Origin of the sequence: Brevibacillus sp. B_LB10_24, from assembly GCF_046036945.1 — a bacterium.
Classification (GTDB): Bacteria; Bacillota; Bacilli; order Brevibacillales; family Brevibacillaceae; genus Brevibacillus_C.
In genome coordinates this window covers 183,430-202,779 of record NZ_JBJQOQ010000002.1, presented here as the reverse complement: position 1 = coordinate 202,779, position 19,350 = coordinate 183,430, and the positions used below count along the sequence as shown (strand labels likewise).

Annotated in this window: 20 protein-coding genes; 1 reads left to right on the top strand and 19 read right to left on the bottom strand. The window is 54.4% G+C overall.

What is annotated here, in order from left to right; translation table 11 throughout:
- Positions 1 to 18 precede the first annotated feature (18 nt).
- The 12 genes from atpD to ACI7RC_RS03725 all read right to left on the bottom strand — a co-directional run bounded on the left by atpD (position 19) and on the right by ACI7RC_RS03725 (position 13,006).
- A complete protein-coding gene (gene atpD / locus ACI7RC_RS03780) occupies positions 19 to 1,428 on the bottom strand; it encodes a F0F1 ATP synthase subunit beta (protein WP_408106897.1) in 1,410 nt (469 codons plus the stop codon).
- Between the two features lie 47 nt (positions 1,429 to 1,475).
- The gene (gene atpG / locus ACI7RC_RS03775) at positions 1,476 to 2,339 is read right to left on the bottom strand and encodes an ATP synthase F1 subunit gamma (protein ID WP_408106896.1); all 864 of its coding nucleotides are present in this window, start codon (positions 2,337 to 2,339) and stop codon (positions 1,476 to 1,478) included.
- Between the two features lie 78 nt (positions 2,340 to 2,417).
- Entirely contained in the window at positions 2,418 to 3,929 is a 1,512-nt protein-coding gene (atpA, locus tag ACI7RC_RS03770; protein WP_408106895.1) for a F0F1 ATP synthase subunit alpha, read from the bottom strand.
- 37 nt (positions 3,930 to 3,966) lie between these two features.
- Positions 3,967 to 4,485, bottom strand: coding sequence for a F0F1 ATP synthase subunit delta (locus ACI7RC_RS03765; protein ID WP_408106894.1), 519 nt, complete (start codon positions 4,483 to 4,485; stop codon positions 3,967 to 3,969).
- A complete protein-coding gene (gene atpF, locus ACI7RC_RS03760; protein WP_408106893.1) occupies positions 4,482 to 4,985 on the bottom strand; it encodes a F0F1 ATP synthase subunit B in 504 nt (167 codons plus the stop codon). Before atpF ends, ACI7RC_RS03765 begins: the two co-directional genes overlap by 4 nt.
- 97 nt (positions 4,986 to 5,082) lie before the next feature.
- Complete coding sequence (gene atpE, locus ACI7RC_RS03755; protein WP_408106892.1) at positions 5,083 to 5,310, bottom strand: F0F1 ATP synthase subunit C; 228 nt, start codon at positions 5,308 to 5,310, stop codon at positions 5,083 to 5,085.
- Between the two features lie 47 nt (positions 5,311 to 5,357).
- The gene (atpB, locus tag ACI7RC_RS03750) at positions 5,358 to 6,161 is read right to left on the bottom strand and encodes a F0F1 ATP synthase subunit A (protein WP_486303975.1); all 804 of its coding nucleotides are present in this window, start codon (positions 6,159 to 6,161) and stop codon (positions 5,358 to 5,360) included.
- A 49-nt stretch (positions 6,162 to 6,210) separates the two neighbouring features.
- Positions 6,211 to 6,579 (bottom strand): ATP synthase subunit I, encoded by a 369-nt coding sequence (locus ACI7RC_RS03745; protein ID WP_408106891.1) that lies wholly within the window; start codon positions 6,577 to 6,579, stop codon positions 6,211 to 6,213.
- Between the two features lie 10 nt (positions 6,580 to 6,589).
- Entirely contained in the window at positions 6,590 to 6,799 is a 210-nt protein-coding gene (locus ACI7RC_RS03740) for an AtpZ/AtpI family protein (RefSeq protein ID WP_408106890.1), read from the bottom strand.
- 133 nt (positions 6,800 to 6,932) lie between these two features.
- Positions 6,933 to 8,123, bottom strand: coding sequence for an acetyl-CoA C-acetyltransferase (locus ACI7RC_RS03735; RefSeq protein WP_408106889.1), 1,191 nt, complete (start codon positions 8,121 to 8,123; stop codon positions 6,933 to 6,935).
- A gap of 126 nt (positions 8,124 to 8,249) precedes the next feature.
- Positions 8,250 to 11,411: a phosphodiester glycosidase family protein gene (locus ACI7RC_RS03730; RefSeq protein ID WP_408106888.1), complete on the bottom strand. Its 3,162-nt coding sequence runs from the start codon at positions 11,409 to 11,411 to the stop codon at positions 8,250 to 8,252.
- Between the two features lie 143 nt (positions 11,412 to 11,554).
- Positions 11,555 to 13,006 carry an aminotransferase-like domain-containing protein gene (locus ACI7RC_RS03725; protein ID WP_408106887.1) on the bottom strand — a complete coding sequence of 484 codons (1,452 nt, stop codon included), beginning with the start codon at positions 13,004 to 13,006 and terminating at the stop codon, positions 11,555 to 11,557.
- Between the two features lie 148 nt (positions 13,007 to 13,154).
- Between ACI7RC_RS03725 and ACI7RC_RS03720 the strand changes: the two genes are divergently transcribed.
- Complete coding sequence (locus ACI7RC_RS03720; RefSeq protein ID WP_408106886.1) at positions 13,155 to 13,769, top strand: LysE/ArgO family amino acid transporter; 615 nt, start codon at positions 13,155 to 13,157, stop codon at positions 13,767 to 13,769.
- Between the two features lie 102 nt (positions 13,770 to 13,871).
- Here the strand turns inward: ACI7RC_RS03720 and wecB are convergent, their stop codons facing one another.
- From wecB to ACI7RC_RS03685, 7 genes are all read right to left on the bottom strand, one after another.
- The gene (gene wecB, locus ACI7RC_RS03715; protein ID WP_408106885.1) at positions 13,872 to 15,038 is read right to left on the bottom strand and encodes a non-hydrolyzing UDP-N-acetylglucosamine 2-epimerase; all 1,167 of its coding nucleotides are present in this window, start codon (positions 15,036 to 15,038) and stop codon (positions 13,872 to 13,874) included.
- Between the two features lie 9 nt (positions 15,039 to 15,047).
- The gene (upp, locus tag ACI7RC_RS03710) at positions 15,048 to 15,677 is read right to left on the bottom strand and encodes a uracil phosphoribosyltransferase (protein WP_408106884.1); all 630 of its coding nucleotides are present in this window, start codon (positions 15,675 to 15,677) and stop codon (positions 15,048 to 15,050) included.
- A gap of 222 nt (positions 15,678 to 15,899) precedes the next feature.
- The gene (locus tag ACI7RC_RS03705) at positions 15,900 to 17,150 is read right to left on the bottom strand and encodes a serine hydroxymethyltransferase (protein WP_408106883.1); all 1,251 of its coding nucleotides are present in this window, start codon (positions 17,148 to 17,150) and stop codon (positions 15,900 to 15,902) included.
- Positions 17,151 to 17,193: 43 nt separating this feature from the next.
- The gene (locus tag ACI7RC_RS03700) at positions 17,194 to 17,763 is read right to left on the bottom strand and encodes a TIGR01440 family protein (RefSeq protein ID WP_408106882.1); all 570 of its coding nucleotides are present in this window, start codon (positions 17,761 to 17,763) and stop codon (positions 17,194 to 17,196) included.
- Between the two features lies 1 nt (position 17,764).
- The gene (rpiB, locus tag ACI7RC_RS03695) at positions 17,765 to 18,220 is read right to left on the bottom strand and encodes a ribose 5-phosphate isomerase B (protein ID WP_408106881.1); all 456 of its coding nucleotides are present in this window, start codon (positions 18,218 to 18,220) and stop codon (positions 17,765 to 17,767) included.
- Positions 18,221 to 18,287: 67 nt separating this feature from the next.
- Positions 18,288 to 18,746: a low molecular weight protein arginine phosphatase gene (locus ACI7RC_RS03690; RefSeq protein WP_408106880.1), complete on the bottom strand. Its 459-nt coding sequence runs from the start codon at positions 18,744 to 18,746 to the stop codon at positions 18,288 to 18,290.
- Between the two features lie 35 nt (positions 18,747 to 18,781).
- Positions 18,782 to 19,345: a manganese efflux pump MntP gene (locus ACI7RC_RS03685; RefSeq protein ID WP_408106879.1), complete on the bottom strand. Its 564-nt coding sequence runs from the start codon at positions 19,343 to 19,345 to the stop codon at positions 18,782 to 18,784.
- Positions 19,346 to 19,350 lie beyond the last annotated feature (5 nt).

The window sequence follows — 19,350 nt, the reverse complement described above, 5'->3', positions numbered from 1 at the left end:
CCCCTTTCCAGGGTTGTCTTACTCCATGCTTTTCGCTTTTTCTACTGCTTCTTCAATCGTTCCTACATACAGGAACGCAGACTCTGGCAGATGGTCGTGCTTGCCTTCAAGGATTTCCTTGAAGCTGCGTACGGTTTCTTTCAGAGGCACGTATTGACCCGGGTTACCGGTGAACTGCTCGGCAACGTGGAAGGACTGGGACAGGAAGCGCTGAATGCGGCGTGCGCGTCCAACTACTTGTTTGTCCTCGTCGCTCAGCTCGTCCATGCCGAGGATCGCGATGATGTCTTGCAGCTCTTTGTAGCGCTGCAGGATTTTTTGCACACCGCGAGCCACGTCGTAGTGCTCCTGACCAACAATGTCAGGGGACAGCGCGCGGGAAGTGGATGCGAGCGGGTCTACCGCAGGGAAGATACCCAACTCGGCGATGGAACGCTCCAGGTTGGTTGTCGCGTCCAAGTGAGCAAACGTCGTCGCAGGAGCCGGGTCAGTATAGTCGTCCGCCGGTACGTAGATCGCCTGGATGGACGTTACGGAACCTTTTTTCGTAGAGGTAATGCGCTCTTGCAGCTGACCCATTTCGGTAGCCAGCGTCGGCTGGTAACCTACCGCGGATGGCATACGGCCCAAGAGAGCGGAAACCTCGGAACCCGCTTGGGTAAAGCGGAAGATGTTATCAATGAACAGAAGAACGTCGCGGCCTTCTTCATCACGGAAGTACTCCGCCATGGTCAGACCGGTCAAGGCAACGCGCAGACGCGCGCCAGGCGGTTCGTTCATTTGACCGAATACCATCGCGGTTTTCGGCAGAACGCCCGCGTCTTTCATCTCATGGTACAGGTCGTTCCCTTCACGGGTACGCTCCCCTACACCAGCAAATACAGAAATACCACCGTGCTCTTGCGCGATGTTGTTGATCAGCTCTTGGATCGTAACGGTTTTACCTACACCCGCACCACCGAACAGACCGATCTTACCACCCTTGATGTACGGAGCCAAGAGGTCGATTACTTTGATCCCTGTTTCCAGGATTTCAACTGTAGTCGCCTGCTCTGCGAACTCAGGTGCTTTGCGGTGAATTGGGTCGCGACGATCTACCTGACCCATATCTTTCAGGTCGATCGGATCTCCCAAAACGTTAAATACGCGTCCGAGGGTTACTTCCCCTACCGGAACGGAGATAGGTGCACCGGTATCTACTGCTTCCATGCCGCGAACCAATCCGTCGGTAGAAGACATCGCTACGGTACGAACCAGGTTATCGCCCAGGTGAGTAGCAACCTCAACAGTCAGATCGATATCGCGCTCACCGGCGCTTTGTGCTTTATGTTGAATCTTGATCGCATTATAAATGGCAGGCAGGTGTCCGCGGTCGAACTCGACGTCAACAACCGGACCCATTACCTGAACAACGCGTCCATTCGCCATCTTACTTCTTCCCTCCTAAAAGCTAAATTGGGAGCTATTCGCTGCCATTACGCCTGTGCGTTTGCACCTGCAACGATCTCGGAAATTTCTTGTGTAATGGCTGCCTGACGGGCACGGTTGTAGATCAACGTGTAGCGGTTGATCATCTCCGTCGCGTTGTCTGTCGCGTTGCCCATTGCTGTCATACGGGAACCTTCTTCGGAAGCCTTCGCTTCCAGAAGCGCACTGTACACCAGTGTCTCCGCATATTTTGGCAGCAGATCAGCCAGTACTTCTTCCGAGGACGGCTCATACTCGTAATTCATTGTGCGCGCCGTATTGTTTTCGACAGGTTCCAGCGGCAGCAGTTGTTTTACGGTAGGTATTTGCGAAATTGCACTTTGGAACTTGTTGTAGCACAGGTACAGCTCGTCAATCTGTTCATTCGCGAACATCTGGACTGCGGCACTGGCAATCTGCTTGATATCGGCAAATTCCGGGCTGGCTGGCAGACCGGTAACCTCTTTGGCAATCGGGTAGTTCCGCTTGTTGAAAAAGTCGCGACCTTTACGACCGATGACAAAAATGCCGTATTCATCCTTGGACTTGTGCTTCTCGCCGATCGTAGTAGTCACTTTTCGAAGCAGGTTGGCGTTGTATCCACCGGCAAGTCCGCGGTCGGAAGTGATGACAATGTAACCGGTCTTTTTCACAGGGCGGGATTGGAGCATCGGATGCTTGGAACCGGAAGTCCCGCTCGCAATGCTTGCGATCACTTCCTGGATCTTGTCCGCATAGGGACGTGCCGCCTCAGCCTTCTCCTGGTTGCGGCGAAGCTTGGCAGCCGCCACCATTTTCATCGCCTTCGTGATTTGTCGCGTATTTTTTGTACTTTTGATTCTGCGTCGTATCTCACGTATTCCTTTAGCCACTCGTTTTCACCACCTTGAGGATGCATGCCGGGTTCAACCAGGCATGCATCTGATGTCTATCCGGTTACGGGTTAACGATTAGCGAGTTACCGAAAAGCCTTTTTTGAACTCTTCGATCGCTGCATTAAATTCTTTCTCATCCGGGAGCTCATGCGTCGTACGGATATGCTCCAGCAGTTCCGGTTTGTTGGAATCCAGGTAAGACAGAAGCTCCTTCTCAAAGCGGCCTACGTCTGCTACTGGAATATCATCCAAATAGCCTTTGGTTGCCGTGTAGATCGAAGCGACTTGCTTCTCAACAGGCATCGGCTCAAACTGGCCTTGCTTCATGATTTCCATCAAGCGCTCACCACGGGTCAGACGAGCCTGGGTCGCTTTGTCCAGGTCGGAGCCGAACTGGGCAAATGCAGCCAACTCACGGTATTGAGCCAACTCAAGCTTGAGCGGACCCGCTACTTTTTTCATCGCCTTGATTTGCGCCGAACCGCCTACGCGGGATACGGAAAGACCGGTGTTCACCGCTGGACGCTGACCTGCGTTGAACAGGTCTGTCTCAAGGAAGATCTGACCGTCCGTGATGGAGATCACGTTCGTTGGAATGTATGCGGAAATGTCACCCGCTTGGGTTTCGATGAACGGCAGAGCCGTAATAGAACCGCCGCCCAGTTCATCAGACAGCTTCGCGGCGCGCTCCAGCAAGCGGGAGTGCAGGTAGAATACGTCACCAGGATACGCTTCACGGCCCGGAGGACGACGGAGCAGCAAGGACATTTCGCGGTAAGCGGCAGCCTGTTTGGACAGGTCGTCGTATACGCACAGAACATGCTGTCCTTTGTACATGAAGTATTCACCCATCGTTACGCCGGTGTAAGGAGCCAGGTACAGCATCGGAGCCGGGTCGGAAGCTGTAGCGGATACGATGATGGTGTATTCCAAAGCGCCTGCTTTACGCAGGGTTTCTACGATGTTGGCAACGGTGGATTGCTTTTGACCGATAGCCACGTAGATACAAATCATGTTTTGCCCTTTTTGGTTGATGATCGTATCGAGGGCAACTGCGGTTTTACCTGTTTGGCGGTCACCGATGATCAATTCGCGCTGTCCGCGGCCAACAGGGATCATCGCGTCGATCGCTTTGATACCGGTTTGCAGCGGCTCGTGAACCGACTTCCTCGCCATTACGCCAGGAGCGTTGTTTTCTACCGGGCGGAATTCCGTCGTGTTGACCGGGCCAAGACCGTCGATCGGTTGGCCGAGCGGGTTGACGACGCGGCCGAGGAGCGCTTCCCCAACGGGAACCTCCATGATCCGTCCTGTGCGTTTTACGGTATCCCCTTCTTTAATCTCGCGGAAGGGACCCATAATAACGACACCCACGTTATCTTCTTCTAAGTTGAGTACCATACCCATGACGCCGTTTTGGAACTCGAGGAGCTCCCCCTGCATGGCTTTTTCCAAACCGTGAATACGAGCGATACCGTCACCGACGGAGATAACCGTACCTACGTCGACAACTTCAATTTCCGCTTTATAATTCGCAATCCGCTCTTTAATGAGCGAGCTGATTTCTTCTGGTCTGATCGAACTCACTTATGATTCACCCCATTCATCCAAGCATCGTTATAAATTAATGTGCGAAGTGTTCCAGCTTGCTTTTGACGCTGCCGTCGTAGAGGCGGTCGCCGATCTTGATGACAATCCCGCCCAGGATGGCCGGGTCGACAACAGTCTCAAAGCGAAGCCGCTTGTTCAACAGCTTCCCAAACCGCTCCGCAATTTCTGCCTGTTCTTCGCTGCTGAGCGGCTTTGCGCTGGTCAACAGGGCGTCTGCGATGCCGCGCTCTTCGTTGGCCAACTTGACATAGGCATTTGCGATGTTTTCCAGATCCGACTCGCGGCCGTTGTCGATCAACACAGCCAGGAAGTTGGACGTTACTTCTGCCACATGTGCTTCAAACAGTTGAGATATCAACTCTTTTTTTGCTCCAACGGAAATATGTGGGTGCATCAAAATCTTGGTGATATCTTCGTTTTGACGAACGGCATCCACAATGCTTTTCAGTTCCGTTTCAACCTGGTCGATCAGTCCCCGCTCCTTCGCCACTTCAAACAGGGCGCGAGCATAACGCTTGGCTACAGCGCTCATAGGCGATCTCCCACTTGCTTGAGAAATTGGTCAATACTGGACTTCTGTGCTGCCTCATCCAGTTCTTTTTCGATAATCTTCGAAGCCAAGAGTACAGACAGCCCTGTCACCTGCTCACGCAGTTCGGCTTTGGCCTTCTCCACTTCGCGGGACAGATCAGCCTGTGCCTCTGCTTTCAAACGTTCGGCGGTCGCTTTTGCTTCTTCCACGATGCGTGCCGACTCATCGTTAGCTTGCTTGGTTACGCGATCCAGGATCGCTTTTGCTTCATTGCGCGCTTCATCCAACAAGCGGCGCTGTTCGCTGAGGAGCGTTTCCGCCTCTTGGCGGTTGCGCTCTGCGGCGGAGATTTCATTTTCAACATGTTGACGGCGCTTTTCCAGCATTGCCGAAATTGGTCCAGTGGCAAACTTGCTGACAGCGATCAAAAGGATAATGAAGACTATCACCTGGAACAGCAGTGAACCCGATTCAAGGGTTACGGCTCCAAAATCGAGCATCTCGTTCACTCCTTCCTGACCTACAGGAGAATCTTACACTGTACAAAAGAGAGGCGAAGGTCATGCCCCCGCCTTTTATTGCTTTTTAACCGTTGGCTTACAGACGACCGAACAGGATGAAACCGATCGCTACCGCGATGATCGGCACAGCCTCGACGAGACCGAGACCCAAGAACATGAGACCCATCAAGTTGCCGCGTGCTTCCGGTTGGCGAGCAACGCCTTCAATTGTACGAGAGATAACGAGACCGTTACCGATAGCCGCACCCAATGCAGCCAGACCAAATATTACACCAATCGCAAGAGCAATACCCAATACATCCATTTAGAAATACCTCCTTAGTATCGTTGAAACGAGAAGTTTATAAAAAATTAGTGACCATCGTTAGCTTGCTGCGAGATGTACACCATCGACAGCGCCATGAAGATAAACGCCTGGATCGAACCGACGAATACGGAGTACCCTTCCCACAGGAACAACGGGATCGATGCGAACAGGCCGCCAGCAAGCAGGAAGCCAATCAAAACCTCACCCGCAAAAATGTTACCGAAAAGACGCAGCGGCAGAGTCAACGGCTTGATAATGAGTTCCTCCAAAATGTGGATCGGATTGAAGAATACGTGCTTAAACCAACCGCTGAAGCTTTTTCTGATGCCGATGTAGTGTGAGTACAACAGCACACATAAAGCGAGGGCAAAGGTAACGCTCGGCGCCGCAGTCGGCGACTTCCACCAGGCGATATGGATACCCTCGCCGGCAGCCAGCTCCTCTTCAATCACGGCACGTTTCGCTGCTTCGGCCTCCGGATTGCCGGATACCGTCAGCATCTCCATCACTCCTTCGCTGACTTGACCCGTGTGATGGGTGGTGATATTGAGGATAACACCCAACTGATTGGAGAAGAAGATGTAGATGAACAAGGTCAATCCGAGTGTGACGAATTTCGCAGCCGTCTTTGCGTCCATAAAATTGCCGGCGATGTTTTTGACAAAGTCAAACACCCACTCAATCACATTTTGCCGGCCGGAAGGAACTCCTGCATGCATTCGGCGTGTCATGAAAAATAGAAACAAAAAGACAATCACCGCAGTTATTACGGTCATGATCATGGTCGGAATGTCAAATACCATCCCCAACCATCTGAAGCGCAAAGTATAATGCTCCAATTTTTTCACCCCTTTCACCGGCAGATAGCTTGCAAGAAATAGCAGACAGTATAACAATCTATTTTAAGGAGCGGTATACGAAAAGAAGACTAAGCAGTTGAATGAGGAATAAACCTATAAGAACACCTGATAAAATAAACAAATGGGGAAAGCGAACGGTAAGAAAGACGAGAAATCCGACGACTGCAAGCCGCTGCAGCATCCCGGTCCCCTTCGGCCGGACTGCCGGGTCTACCGCCGCCTGGCCGATCCGCCAGGTTTTGCTGAAGAGAACGGCACCATTCAGAAGACTTCCGCCCATGCCCAGAAACAGACTTTGCAGGAACAACTTGTACTCAGGCAACAGTACCCAGAGTATCGCAACGACTGACATGCAGGTAAAAGCATAGCGAAAAGTCCTGCGCATCGCCAAAGTAAACGTTTGCATGGTCATCTCCCTAGAAATAAGCGCGTATGAGCCGGTAGACGCTGTACACTCCAACGCCCAGTCCAATCAGCAAACCGGCCAGCAGGAGCCAGGGCTTGGTCCCTAACAGGCCATCCATATACTTTCCAATCCAAACACCGGCTATAACACAGACGGCCATGTCCACGCCAATAACGCTGACCAGACCGATCGCTTGCCATGGTTTGTCGATTTTCGCCAATATCTCGTTCTCCCTTCTCTACAAAAGGAGAGGGCATGTAAGCATAGCCCCTTTGCCCTCATCCATATTAACGAACAATTATTAGATTTGTCAACGTGGAAATCCTGTAGACACAAAGCGTTCACATTTGTTTTCAGAGTTTTTCAATCACGGTTGCAACTCCCTGTCCGCCGCCGATACAGAGCGTGGCCAGACCGTATTTTGCCTGGTCCCGCTTGTGCAGCTCGTGGACCAGCGAGACGAGGATTCGGGCTCCGCTTGCGCCGATCGGATGGCCCAGGGCGATCGCTCCCCCGTTCACGTTCAGCTTGTCGCGATCAAACCCAAGATCCTTGCCTACAGCGAGGGACTGGGCAGCGAACGCTTCATTCGCTTCTACCAGATCGATTTCCTCCAATGCGAGTCCCGCTTTTTCCAGGGCTCGTCTCGTCGCCGGCACGGGACCGATTCCCATGATGCTCGGATCGACACCGGCACTCGCGTTGGACAGGATGCGCGCCAGCGGCTTAATTCCCAGTTCCTCTGCCTTCTCCCGGGACATGATCAGGAGAGCTGCAGCCCCGTCGTTGATGCCGGACGCGTTGCCCGCCGTTACCATGCCTTCCTTCTTAAAGGAGGGGCGGAGTTTGGCCAAAGATTCGACAGTCACCCCGGCGCGCGGGAATTCATCCTGGTCAAAGCGGATCGGGTCGCCTTTGCGCTGCGGAATCGTCACCGGGACGATCTCGTCCTTAAACCTTCCCTCGGCGATCGCCCGCATCGCCTTTTCCTGACTCCAGGCGGCAAATTCGTCAAGCTCCTCGCGGCAGAGGCTGTACTGTTCACACAGGTTCTCGGCGGTGATGCCCATGTGGTAGTCATTAAATGCACACCAGAGTCCATCGCGGATCATCGAATCGACCACCTTCTGATCGCCCATCCTGTAGCCGCTGCGGGCCCCCTCAAGCAAATAGGGAGCCAGACTCATGTTTTCCATCCCGCCGGCAAGAACGATGTCCGCTTCCTCGGCGATGATCGATTGCGCTGCCAAATGAACCGCCTTCAGGCCCGAACCGCATACCTTATTGATGGTCATGGACGGTACGGTTTGCGGCAGTTCGGCAAAAATAGCCGCCTGACGAGCCGGATTTTGCCCCAATCCCGCTTGCAGGACATTGCCCATGATCACCTCTTCCACCTTGTCTTTGGCAACGCCGGCCTTGGCCAAGGCTCCTTCCAGGACGATTGCTCCCAGCCTGGTTGCGCTCACCGTCGACAGCGTCCCCTGGAAACTGCCGATGGCGGTCCTGACTGCACTTGCGATAACAACTTCCTTTTTACCCATTGTTACCACTCCTCGAAGAAATAGTATGGAATCTTCTTTACCATCAATTCTTCCCGACGCCCTTTTATACCTTCCGAACAAAAGACAAGAGACCGCGCCCTTTGCCGGGGTGCGGTCTTCCATTGGTTATTTCATGCCTAACATACGGTACAGCGCCACGACGTATTCCGCCCGGGTAGTGGGCTGATTAGGCGCAAAGTTGTCGCCGATCGGATCCATCAAGCCAAGTCCCACGACGTTGTTGATGGATGAAGCGGCCCAACTCGGCCACGATTTTTGGTCAGCCGGCGCCTTTTCCGGCTTCTTCTGCTTTTTCATCAGACGATCCAGGATGACGGCCGCCTCGGCGCGGGTCACCGGCTGGTTCGCACGGAACGTCTTGTCTTCATACCCTTTGACGATGCCGTTCGCCAGGGCGACTTGCACAGCCCCCTGTGCCCAATCCGGCACTGGATCCTTAAATGACAGCTTCGGCTTGGCCGGCAGTTTCCAGTTGTACACCCTGGACAGCAAGGTTACGAATTCCGCCCGGGTCAGCGACACTTCCGGACCAAAGACGTCCGGAGCAAGACCTTTGATGTAGCCCTTGGCCGCCATTTTTGTAATTTCTTCCTGAGCCAGGTGATTCAGGATGTCCATGAACGGCACGCTGTCCGGAATGTCCAGGTAGTACGGAATGTACGTACCGTAGGAGTTTACCTGGTAGACCCAATTGCCGTTCGGGTCCATCTGCCCAACGAGCGGGTCAAAGGTTTGGTTTGCTTCATTTACGTACAGCAAACCGACACCCTTGCGCTTGGTCCATTTCTTCGGCTTTAAGGTGATCGTCGCCGGAGAAGTGCTGAATTGGTCTGTCTTTCCTGGCTTCAGGTCGATCGGGGAGATGGTGAACCCGTTTGCCGACGCGACGTACCCAGGAAGCTGTGTTCCCGCCGACGATTTTACGTCAATTCGGGCCTTGCTGAGATAATCGGCTGAACGAGCAAACGAGAAGCTGAGATCCAGCTCGTCCCCTAAGGACAGCTTGCCCGGTTTGGCCGGATCGACGTCAGCCCCCGGCAGCTGCTTGCCTGCCTGGAACGGCAGCAGCACAGAAGCCTCGTCGAAGTAGACCGTTCCCTGGAGCGGACGGGTCTCCGACTCTTCCGGTTTGTCGACGACGTAGATGCTGCGGAGACTTACCGGATAGCTCACATTAGCAGGGAAGTAGCCTTTTACCTGCTTCCAGCCTGTCCAATCGATCTTCTCTGCCAAATCGACCAGATGCTGCTTGCCCTTGGCGTCCATAATCTCTGCCCGCAGCCAGTGGCTGCTGTTGTCGCCGTAGACCCAAAGTCCCATGCCGATCGGTTGGCCCGGCATCGCGACAGCGTTGGAACCCATGCGGCCGTAAGCGATCCGGACATCGTCCTCCGACGCCCCGGCAAAGTTGTAGGTCAGCTTGGCCGCCTTTTTGGAACGGTAGACCGGATCGCTGACCAGACTAAACGACCCAGCGTTGTTCAACCCTTCCGGATATCCCGCGTGATACAGACCGGTCAGATTGTCAAAGTTCAGCCACGGCTGTTCCTGTTCGCCGATGTTGACCGGAACGGTCGTCGAGACACCGTCATAGGAGACTGTCACGCTGCCTTGGCCGACTCCGTCATTCGCAGTAAGCTGCAGCTTGTCATTCACATTCAGCAGCGACGAATTGGATGTCACTTTGACGCTCAGCGGGGTCGCCTGCACGGTCACCCCTTGCTTTGTCTTGACTTTGACATCGAGTGTCACTGTCTGCCCTGGGGCTATGTTGATCGTCCCCGGCGAGACTATGACCTGGGCGATGTCCTGGCCGCTGAGCACACGGACGTCGCGGGTTTTCGAAATGCCTGCCGCCGTCGCTTCGATCGTGATCGTACCCGGCTTTAGTGCCGTCAGCTGATGGCCTTCAAACGTTCCCGCCTCGCTCTGTCTGACTGTCCAGGTAATGTCGGAAGGGTCAATCTTGTACGGCAGGTAATGGTTGTCGTACGCCTTTGTCGTAAAATCGGCCGTCTGTCCCATCAGCACGTCGGTCGGACCGTCGATTTGGAAATTGGACAGGGTTCCTTGCGGCGCCGTGTTGTAAACGGCAAGTCCGGTAGGTACCCGGCGCTCCGCTCCGCCCTTCGGCTGGTTGATCAGCTTTGCCTGCGTATCGCCGAGCATCCGGGCTGAGATCGTAGTGGAGCCGCCGCCGTCGAAGTTGACCGCCCGATACGCGCCTAAATCCACCATGACTTGCGACAGTTCCTGCAGCGTAAGTCCACGGCTGTTGGCTGTATCGTCATTTGCCACGATGTACAGCATCTTGCCATCCTGCGAGACACCGACTGCGGTATGGGCGTTTTTCCCCGTTATCGCGGCCTCTGCCCGAAACGACGTGAGCGGTTTTCCCTGGTCGACCAGCAGGACGCCGCCGCCTACCGCGTCGATCCAGTTCTTGCTGTTCGGGGTGGTCTGGGAGTCGATGTTGACAGTGGAGCCGACGGGCACATTCTGTTTTAAAAAGTCGGCGGCAGCCCCTTGCCCCCACAGGACAAAACCATTTGCCGGGATCGTGGCAGCCGGCTGGTCTGTGCGGACTTCGGTGGCAACGCCGTTCACGAATACGACTTCGACGACATTTTTATAGCCGCTGATCGGCCCCAGGCTTGTCTTGCCGAACTTGGGTGTATAGAGGTTAAGCTGACCTAGATGGCTTTTGCCTTCACTGGGATTGTACTCCTCTTTGTTGACCCCCCGGAGCGAAAAAGAAGTTCCGTTCTCGGCGGTCACCTTGCCCGTAAACCCGAGATGTTCTATGTAGGCCAATTTATCGTCGGTAATGCCCAGGCTGTACCAGTAGGATATGTGCCCCATCGAGGACACTACATCGGAATCCTTCACTACGACGCCGAAGGGAGCTCCCCGTTTCTGCATGTTAAAGAAGTCTGCGTTGATCGCTGCAATCGCCCCGGTCTCGTTGGCCATTTTCGTGACGGTTTGCTTCTCCGTCAACAGGCCGTTCGTGCCGTACACCGGTTTGACTTCAACGTAATCATTGTTCAAATCCACTTGTGTCACGTAAATAATCGACTGCTGGTTTCCATAAGCTTTTGAATATTTGTACAGTGTCACCCCTTCGCCAATGGGCGTCTGCCAGATAACCGACATAGAACTTGGCACTGCTGCTTCTGCTACGCTGACCGCAAACGGAACAGATGTTCCCCATAACAACGACGAAGCAACAAGGAGCGACAGCAGCCTGCGCTGCCTCTTCCTCATGTAGTATAACTCCTCTCCTCTTGTGTTTTCTCTGATGTCATACACTATCATTAGACGCTTTGATAGGTTGTAAGTTTCGTAGCTTTATAGAATTTTATATAAGATAGGAAAAAAGAGGCACAGTCCATGTGCCTCACAGCCTATTATTCCGCCAGCGTCCTCGCAATCTCTGCCAGCCTGGAAAGTCCGCTATGCAATTCGTCGGGCGCTGCATACGAGTAGGAGAGGCGCAAATACTGCGTGGCTCCCTGGTCGTAGACGCTTCCCGGGTTGATCAGAATACCGGCTTCCAGCGCCCGCTCAAACAGCTTGCGAATAGGCATCCCTACTGTAAAGCGGAGCCAGATATAGAATCCTCCGCTCGGCATGCTCCACGCGGCCATGTCGGAAAAGTGGGCATCCAGCGCCAGTTTTGCCGCTTCCCGCCGCTTTTTCAGCTGCCCCCGGACCCAGGCGATGTGTTCCTGATACCTGCCGCTTGCCAGCCACTCGGCCGCCGCCCATTGTGACAGGGAGCTGGATCCGTAATCCGTCTGCATTTTGATGTCAGCCAACCGTTCAATCACCGGCTCGGGCCCGATCAGCCAGCCGATCCGCAGGCCGGGACTCAGCGTCTTGGACATGCTCCCGAGATACAGGACCAGTCCGCTTTTGTCCGCTGCTTTCAGGGGAGGCGGTGCAGGTGTATCAAGCCACAGCTCCCGGTAGACGTCGTCTTCGACAATCGGCAGCCGCTCAGCCTCGCACACCTTCAACAATTCCTGGCGTCGCTGTGCTGTCATCAGAATTCCCGTTGGATTGTGAAACGAAGGAATCGTGTACAACATCGCCGCCTGGTGCTGCCCTAGGTACGCCTGCAGGCGCGAGGTGATCAGCCCCTGTCCGTCCATTGGCATGCCGACAAGCCGCATCCCGGCAGATTGGAACAAGTGGAGGGAAGACAGGTAAGACGGCTTTTCAAGCAAAATCGACGAGCCTCGGTGAAGGATGCCAAGCGAGATCAGCTGAAGCGCTTGAAGGGCGCCGGAGACCACCAGTACAGCCGAGGGGGAGGCCTCGATCCCCAACGGTTTGACATGAAGGCTGATCTGTTCCCGCAGCGCCGGCAATCCCTTGGGCTGTTCATACCCGAGCGATTCGAGTTTGCCCGATACGCGGCCGAGCACCTCTCTCATCCACTCTCTCGGCTGCAGCTCCGGTCCCAGTTCGCCCGTTCCCAGCCGGATGACGCCAGGATGGAATTCCGCCTTGTTGATTTCCTGAATGGTCGGCAGATTGGGCTTGTGAATACCTGCATTGACGTAGGCGTTCCAGTCTGGGGGCGGGACTGCCGTCAGCGTCGTCCAGCTGCTGTTGGCCACGACCGTGCCGCTTCCGCTGCGCCCCTCAAGGAAACCCTCCGCTGTCAATTCCTCCAATGCGGTGACGACCGTACTGCGATTGACCTCGAACGCTCTGGCCAGCGTGCGTTGTGGCGGGATCTTGCTGTTTACCGGCCACTCTGTGCTCGCGATCTTTTCTTTTACATATGCGGCAATCTGCCGATACAGCGGTACAGGCGAGGCCTTGTCCGGTTTCCAGTCTAGTTGAGCCATTGCCCTGCTTCACCTCCGCACGTTTTCCTCTATCATAGCAATTGGTTGGGTATTATACCATCCATTTGGTTGGAGACTTGCAGCCTGTTTCCGTTTACGATAGCTCATATAGGACAGCAAAGCCGTTCTATAGGAAGGAGAAATATTGATGGCGCAAGCTTTTATTCATGGCCTCATCCTCGCTTTTGGACTGATCATCCCACTGGGCGTCCAAAATGTGTTCATCTTTAACCAGGGCGCTACCCAACCAACGCTGCTGCGAGCCCTTCCAGCGGTGATAACGGCTTCTCTGTGCGACACCGTCTTGATACTGCTTGCCGTGTTGGGCGTATCGGTCGTCGTGCTGCAGGTCTCCTGGCTGGCCTCTATACTCTATGGCGCCGGCTTCCTCTTCCTGCTCTACATGGGCTGGGTGACGTGGAAGAGCGCCGCGGCAAACGCCGCCACCGGGGAAATGGTAAGGCTTCCGACCCAAAAACAGATCGCGTTTACCGCATCGGTCTCCCTGCTGAATCCCCATGCTATTCTCGATACGATCGGCGTGATCGGCACCAGTTCGCTCGGCTACAGCGGAATAGCCAAATGGGGATTCACAGCCGCCTGTATTCTCGTCTCGTACTGCTGGTTTCTCGGCTTGTCGATTGTCGGCAGGCGGATCGGTTCCATCGACCGTTCTGGCAAGCGGCTGGCCTTGATCAACCGGATATCGGCCGTAATTATCTGGGGAGTCGCCCTGTACATGGGAGCGAAGTGGCTATTCTAACAAGCGGCCGCATCCAGTTTTAACGAAAAACGTCTTGGCGTTTATCGCAGAAGAAAAGCGACAGCCCCCATACCGGAAGCTGTCGCTTTTGCCATTTTTGTCTTACACGATCGTTTGTTCCTTTTTACCCGGTCGAAACGGCTGCGGCCGTTCGCTGCAAAGGCCGAAGTGAAAAAGGACCGCATCGACAATCCGCTCGGAAGCTTTGCCGTCCCCGTAAGGATTTACTGCTTTCGCCATCGCTTCATAAGCATCGGAATCGCACAACAATTCATTCGCCAGCCGGTACACCTGTTCTTCGTCTGTCCCGGCCAATTTCAGCGTACCGGCTTCGATCCCCTCCGGCCGCTCCGTCGTATCCCGCAAGACCAGCACGGGTACTCCCAGTGAAGGCGCCTCTTCCTGTACACCGCCCGAGTCGGTCAATATCAAGTGCGCCCTGCGGGCAAAGTTGTGAAAATCGAAGGTATCCAAGGGCTCAATCAGATGAATGCGCTGATGGTCACCCAATACCTCCCGGGCCACTTCCTGTACAGCCGGGTTTAGATGGACCGGATAGACGACCGCGATGTCCGGGTGATCCTCCACCAAGCGGCGAACCGCTCGGAAGATCCGCTGCATCGGCTCACCCAGGTTCTCCCGGCGGTGGGCGGTCATCAGCACCATTCGGCGGCCTGCCGTCTGTTCCAGCACCGGGTGGCGGTAATCTTCCCGAACAGTCGTCTGCAAAGCGTCAATGACGGTATTACCGGTGACAAAAATAGATGCTTCCTGCTTGTTTTCACGGCGCAGATTGTCCGCCGCCCCCTCGGTCGGGGAAAAATGCAGGTCAGCCATGACTCCGGTCAACTGCCGGTTCATCTCTTCCGGGAACGGGGAGTACTTGTCCCACGTCCGAAGTCCTGCTTCGACATGTCCGATCGCCGCCTGGTTGTAAAAGGCAGCCAGACTGGCGATAAACGTGGTCGTGGTGTCCCCGTGAACCAGTACGATATCAGGTTTGGTCTCTTTCATCACCCGATCGAGGCTCTCCAGGCCGCGCACCGTTACATCAACCAGCGTCTGGCGTTCTTTCATAATGTTCAAATCAAGATCAGGCACAATCCCAAAAATATCCAGAACCTGATCAAGCATTTGCCGATGCTGGGCCGTGACGCAAACGATCGATTCGATCTGCTCCGGACGGCGTTTCAACTCGTGGACCAGCGGGGCCATTTTAATCGCCTCAGGCCGAGTGCCAAACACCGTCAACACTTTGATCTTTTTCATCAGCTTCACCTACTTCGTTCCGAACAAACGGTCTCCGGCATCGCCCAGTCCGGGGACGATGTAGCCGTGATCGTTCAAACAGTCGTCTACCGCTGCGACAAAGATGTCTACATCCGGATGCTCCTTCTGCACCAGTTCAATCCCTTCCGGAGCCGCCACCAGGCACATCAGCTTCAGGCTTTTCGCCCCGCGCTGCTTCAACGCTGTGATCGCTGCCGCCGCCGAACCGCCCGTGGCCAGCATCGGATCGATGACAATCAAGTCGCGTTCCTGGATATCAGTCGGCAGCTTGGCAAAGTACTCTACCGGCTTCAGTGTATGGGGATCGCGATACAAACCGATATGTCCTACCTTGGCGGCAGGAATCAGCTTGAGGATTCCTTCCACCATGCCAAGGCCAGCCCGCAGAATCGGTATCAGACCCACCTTCTTGCCTGCAAGCACGCGTGAGCGGCAGGGCGCGACCGGCGTTTCGATTACAGTTTCTTCCAGCGGCATATCTCGCGTAATTTCATAGGCCATTAACGTTGCCACTTCGTCTACCAGTTCCCGGAAATCTTTTGTCCCGGTGTTTTTATCCCGGATAAACGTAATTTTATGCTGAATAAGCGGATGGTCAAAAACGTAAACTCGACTCATTCAATTTCCCCCCGTAGTTTCCGTTTTGTCGGTGATGTGAAAGCTTCAAAAAACTCCCTTTGAAAGCTTTTATAATCATAGCGAAACAGATGAAGCACGTCAATTTTTTGAAAATGAACACACTGGCGTAGAAGGGGAGTCCCTTGGGTGAGCATGAGCCTGTTTACAAAGAAAGTCCCCGATGCGGATCGGGGACACTTTTATCGCTTATACGGATGTGGGTTAAATCGAGAGTCCTTCGTACAGCGGGAACCGGGCACAGAGGGCAGCTACGCGCTGGCGGGCTTCCTCCTGCTTGGCTTCATCCTGCGGGTTCTTCAACGACAATGCAATGATCGAAGCCACTTCCTTCATCGCTTCGGTGTCAAATCCGCGGGTAGTGACCGCCGGCGTTCCCATGCGGACGCCGCTGGTGACGAACGGGCTTTGAGGATCGTACGGAATGGTGTTTTTATTGGTGGTAATGGAGACTTCATCAAGCAGATGTTCGGCCTCTTTCCCAGTCAAGCCCAGGTTGCGGACGTCAACCAGCACCAAATGGTTGTCCGTTCCGCCCGATACAAGCTGCAGCCCTTCTGCCTTCAAGGCTTCGGCAAATGCGCTCGCATTCTCGACGATACGTTTCGCATACTCTTTAAACGACGGCTGCAGCGCTTCTCCGAACGCAACCGCCTTGGCCGCGATAATGTGCATCAGCGGACCGCCTTGTACACCCGGGAAGATCGACTTGTCGATCGCCTTGGCAAACTCCTCTTTGCAGAGGATCAATCCTCCGCGCGGACCGCGCAGTGTCTTGTGGGTCGTACTGGTCACAAAGTGAGCGTGCGGTACCGGATTCGGGTGCAAACCAGCCGCGACCAAACCGGCGATATGGGCCATGTCGACCATGAAGTACGCGCCCACTTCATCAGCGATCTCGCGGAACTTGGCGAAGTCGATGACCCGGGGATACGCGCTCGCTCCGGCGACGATTAACTTGGGTTTGTGTTCCTGGGCAAGCGAGCGGACGACATCGTAATCGATCCGGTGTGTCTGCTCATCGACGCCGTATTCAACGAAATTGTACAAGAGCCCGGAAAAGTTAACCGGACTACCGTGAGTCAAGTGTCCGCCATGGGAGAGATTCATACCCAGGACCGTGTCGCCCGGCTTGAGAATGGATAAGTATACGCCCATATTTGCCTGTGCGCCGGAATGCGGCTGTACGTTGGCGTGCTCCGCGCCAAACAGTTCCTTCACCCGATCGCGGGCAATGTTTTCGGCGATGTCCACGTATTCACAGCCACCGTAATACCGGCGGCCGGGATATCCCTCCGCGTATTTGTTGGTAAGCACGGTACCCGCTGCTTCCATTACAGCTCGGCTGACAAAATTTTCGGAAGCGATCAGTTCAATTTTGTCACGCTGCCTGCCCAATTCAAGACGAACGGCCTCAGCAACCTGGGGATCTTGGCTCTTTAAAAATTCCAACATCTTCATCTCTCCTACTACTGTTTTATATATATTTTTAATCATCTTACAAACAGCTCGTGTTGCCTGAGTTCCGTTCGTAAACAGCCCTGGCGCCGCCAATCAGTTTGGGGCGGGTGTAAGCGGCTGTTACGTGGGCTTCGCCAATCTGACGCAAGCTGGGGCGAAACGGGACCGCTACGTGTTTTAAGTGCATGCCGATCAGCGTGTCTCCAATATCGATGCCGGCGTCTGCGCGAATAAATTCCACAACAGCAGGTGACGTCAGCTTCGCATGGGCGTAAGCGGCCATCGATCCTCCTGCCGACGGCACCGGAACCACCGTGACCTGTTCCAGTCTGCCGGACTCCAGCATCTTTTGTTCAACGACGAGCGCCCGGTTTAAGTGCTCGCAGCATTGAAACGCAATGTCAAACTGATGAATCTGCCGCACCTCGTCAACAGCCCGATAGATCGCGGCAGCAACCTCTTCGCTTCCTGCTTTTCCGATGTGCTTCCCCAGCACCTCGCTCGTGCTGCAGCCGATGACCAGCAGCTTGCCTGCCTGCAGCCCGGCTGCCTCCTGCAGTTCCGACAAGATCACCTTCATCTGGTTTTCGATTTGCGTCACATCCACCCTACTTCACTCCCAGATGCTTCGCTTCAATATCGGTTACTTTATCAATCCGTCTTTGGTGGCGACCGCCTTGAAACTCGGTTTCCAACCAAATTTTCACGATCTCCCGGGCGAGTCCAGGTCCGATAACGCGCTCACCCATGGTCAGGACATTGGTATCGTTGTGTTCCCGTGTCGCTTTGGCTGAAAACATATCATGCACAAGTGCGCAGCGAATACCGGGCACCTTGTTGGCCGCAATCGACATGCCGATACCGGTCCCGCAGATGAGAATACCGCGGTCAAACTCTCCCGCAGCTACCTTTTCCGCAACCGGCAGCGCGTAATCAGGATAGTCGACAGACGTCTCACAGTCGCAGCCGAAGTCCTCGCAGGCGATGTTCATCTCTTCCAGCAGGGACTTGATCTCTTCCTTTAATCTGAATCCGCCGTGATCCGCGCCTAATGCCACTCTCATATGCTAGCCTCCCGATACCTTTGATCGATAGTATTATACCTCAAATTCCGATCTGGGACATAGAAAATTAGGATGATTTATTCGGAGGAAGCTGAGGGGCCAATTTCTCGTAAAGCATGTCCAGAATCTTGTCCAGCTCCTCGGCGCACGTCGTGTAGATCTCCAAACCGCCGCCGTACGGGTCGGCAATATCCCCGTCCATGCCTACGTATTCCGCGAGCGTAAAAATCTTGTCGCCGTGGCCGGGAAACATCTGCAGAATGTGTTCCTTGTGGCTTCGCGTCATCGTCAATACCAGGTCCGCCCAGAAGAGCAGTTCGAGGGACAAGCGCTGTGCCCGATGATCCTGCCGGATTCCGCGTACTGTCAACACTTGCCTGGCATTCTCAGAGGCTTGTTGTCCATCGAAGGCCGCCAGCCCCGCGGAACGGATCTTGGCTGCAGTCCCCTCCAGCTTTTGTCTGAACAGCGCCTCTGCCATCGGGCTCCGGCACGTATTTCCGGTGCATACAAACAAGATATGCATCACAATCCTCCTCTTCATGCCGCTCGTAAGATGTCTTAGATGATAAACTTGCAGCCTACCGCCAGCAGGATCAACCCGCCCAACATTTCACTGTGGACGCCTAACCAGTTGCCGATGCTCCTCCCAAGCATGAGCCCGCAACCGGCCATAAAACCGCCAATCAAGCCAAACAGGCCGACTGCCAAAGCCGTATTCACCTCTATCAAACCAAAAGACAGCCCCACCGACAAGGCATCCAAACTGACGGTAAAAGAAAATAAAAGCAGGCCCAACCCGCTTGTTCGTATCGTACTCTTTTCTGACGGAGATCGCAATACAGCATTCCACAACATGTGTATTCCTAAAAGGATCAGGATGGCACCTGACAGGTAATCTGCGATGTGCCCGATTAAGCCTGAAAGAAACAAGCCGATAGCAATGCCGATCAATGGCATGCAGATATGAAACAGGCCGATGGTGACGCTGACCTTTAAAACATCACGCAGGCGCATTCCGACCATACCTACTCCGATCCCCAGGGAGAAGGCATCCATTCCAAGTGCAACCGCGATCATTAACAAAGTGAGAAACTGTCCTAAATGGAATAAATGGTCTTCCACGCTTG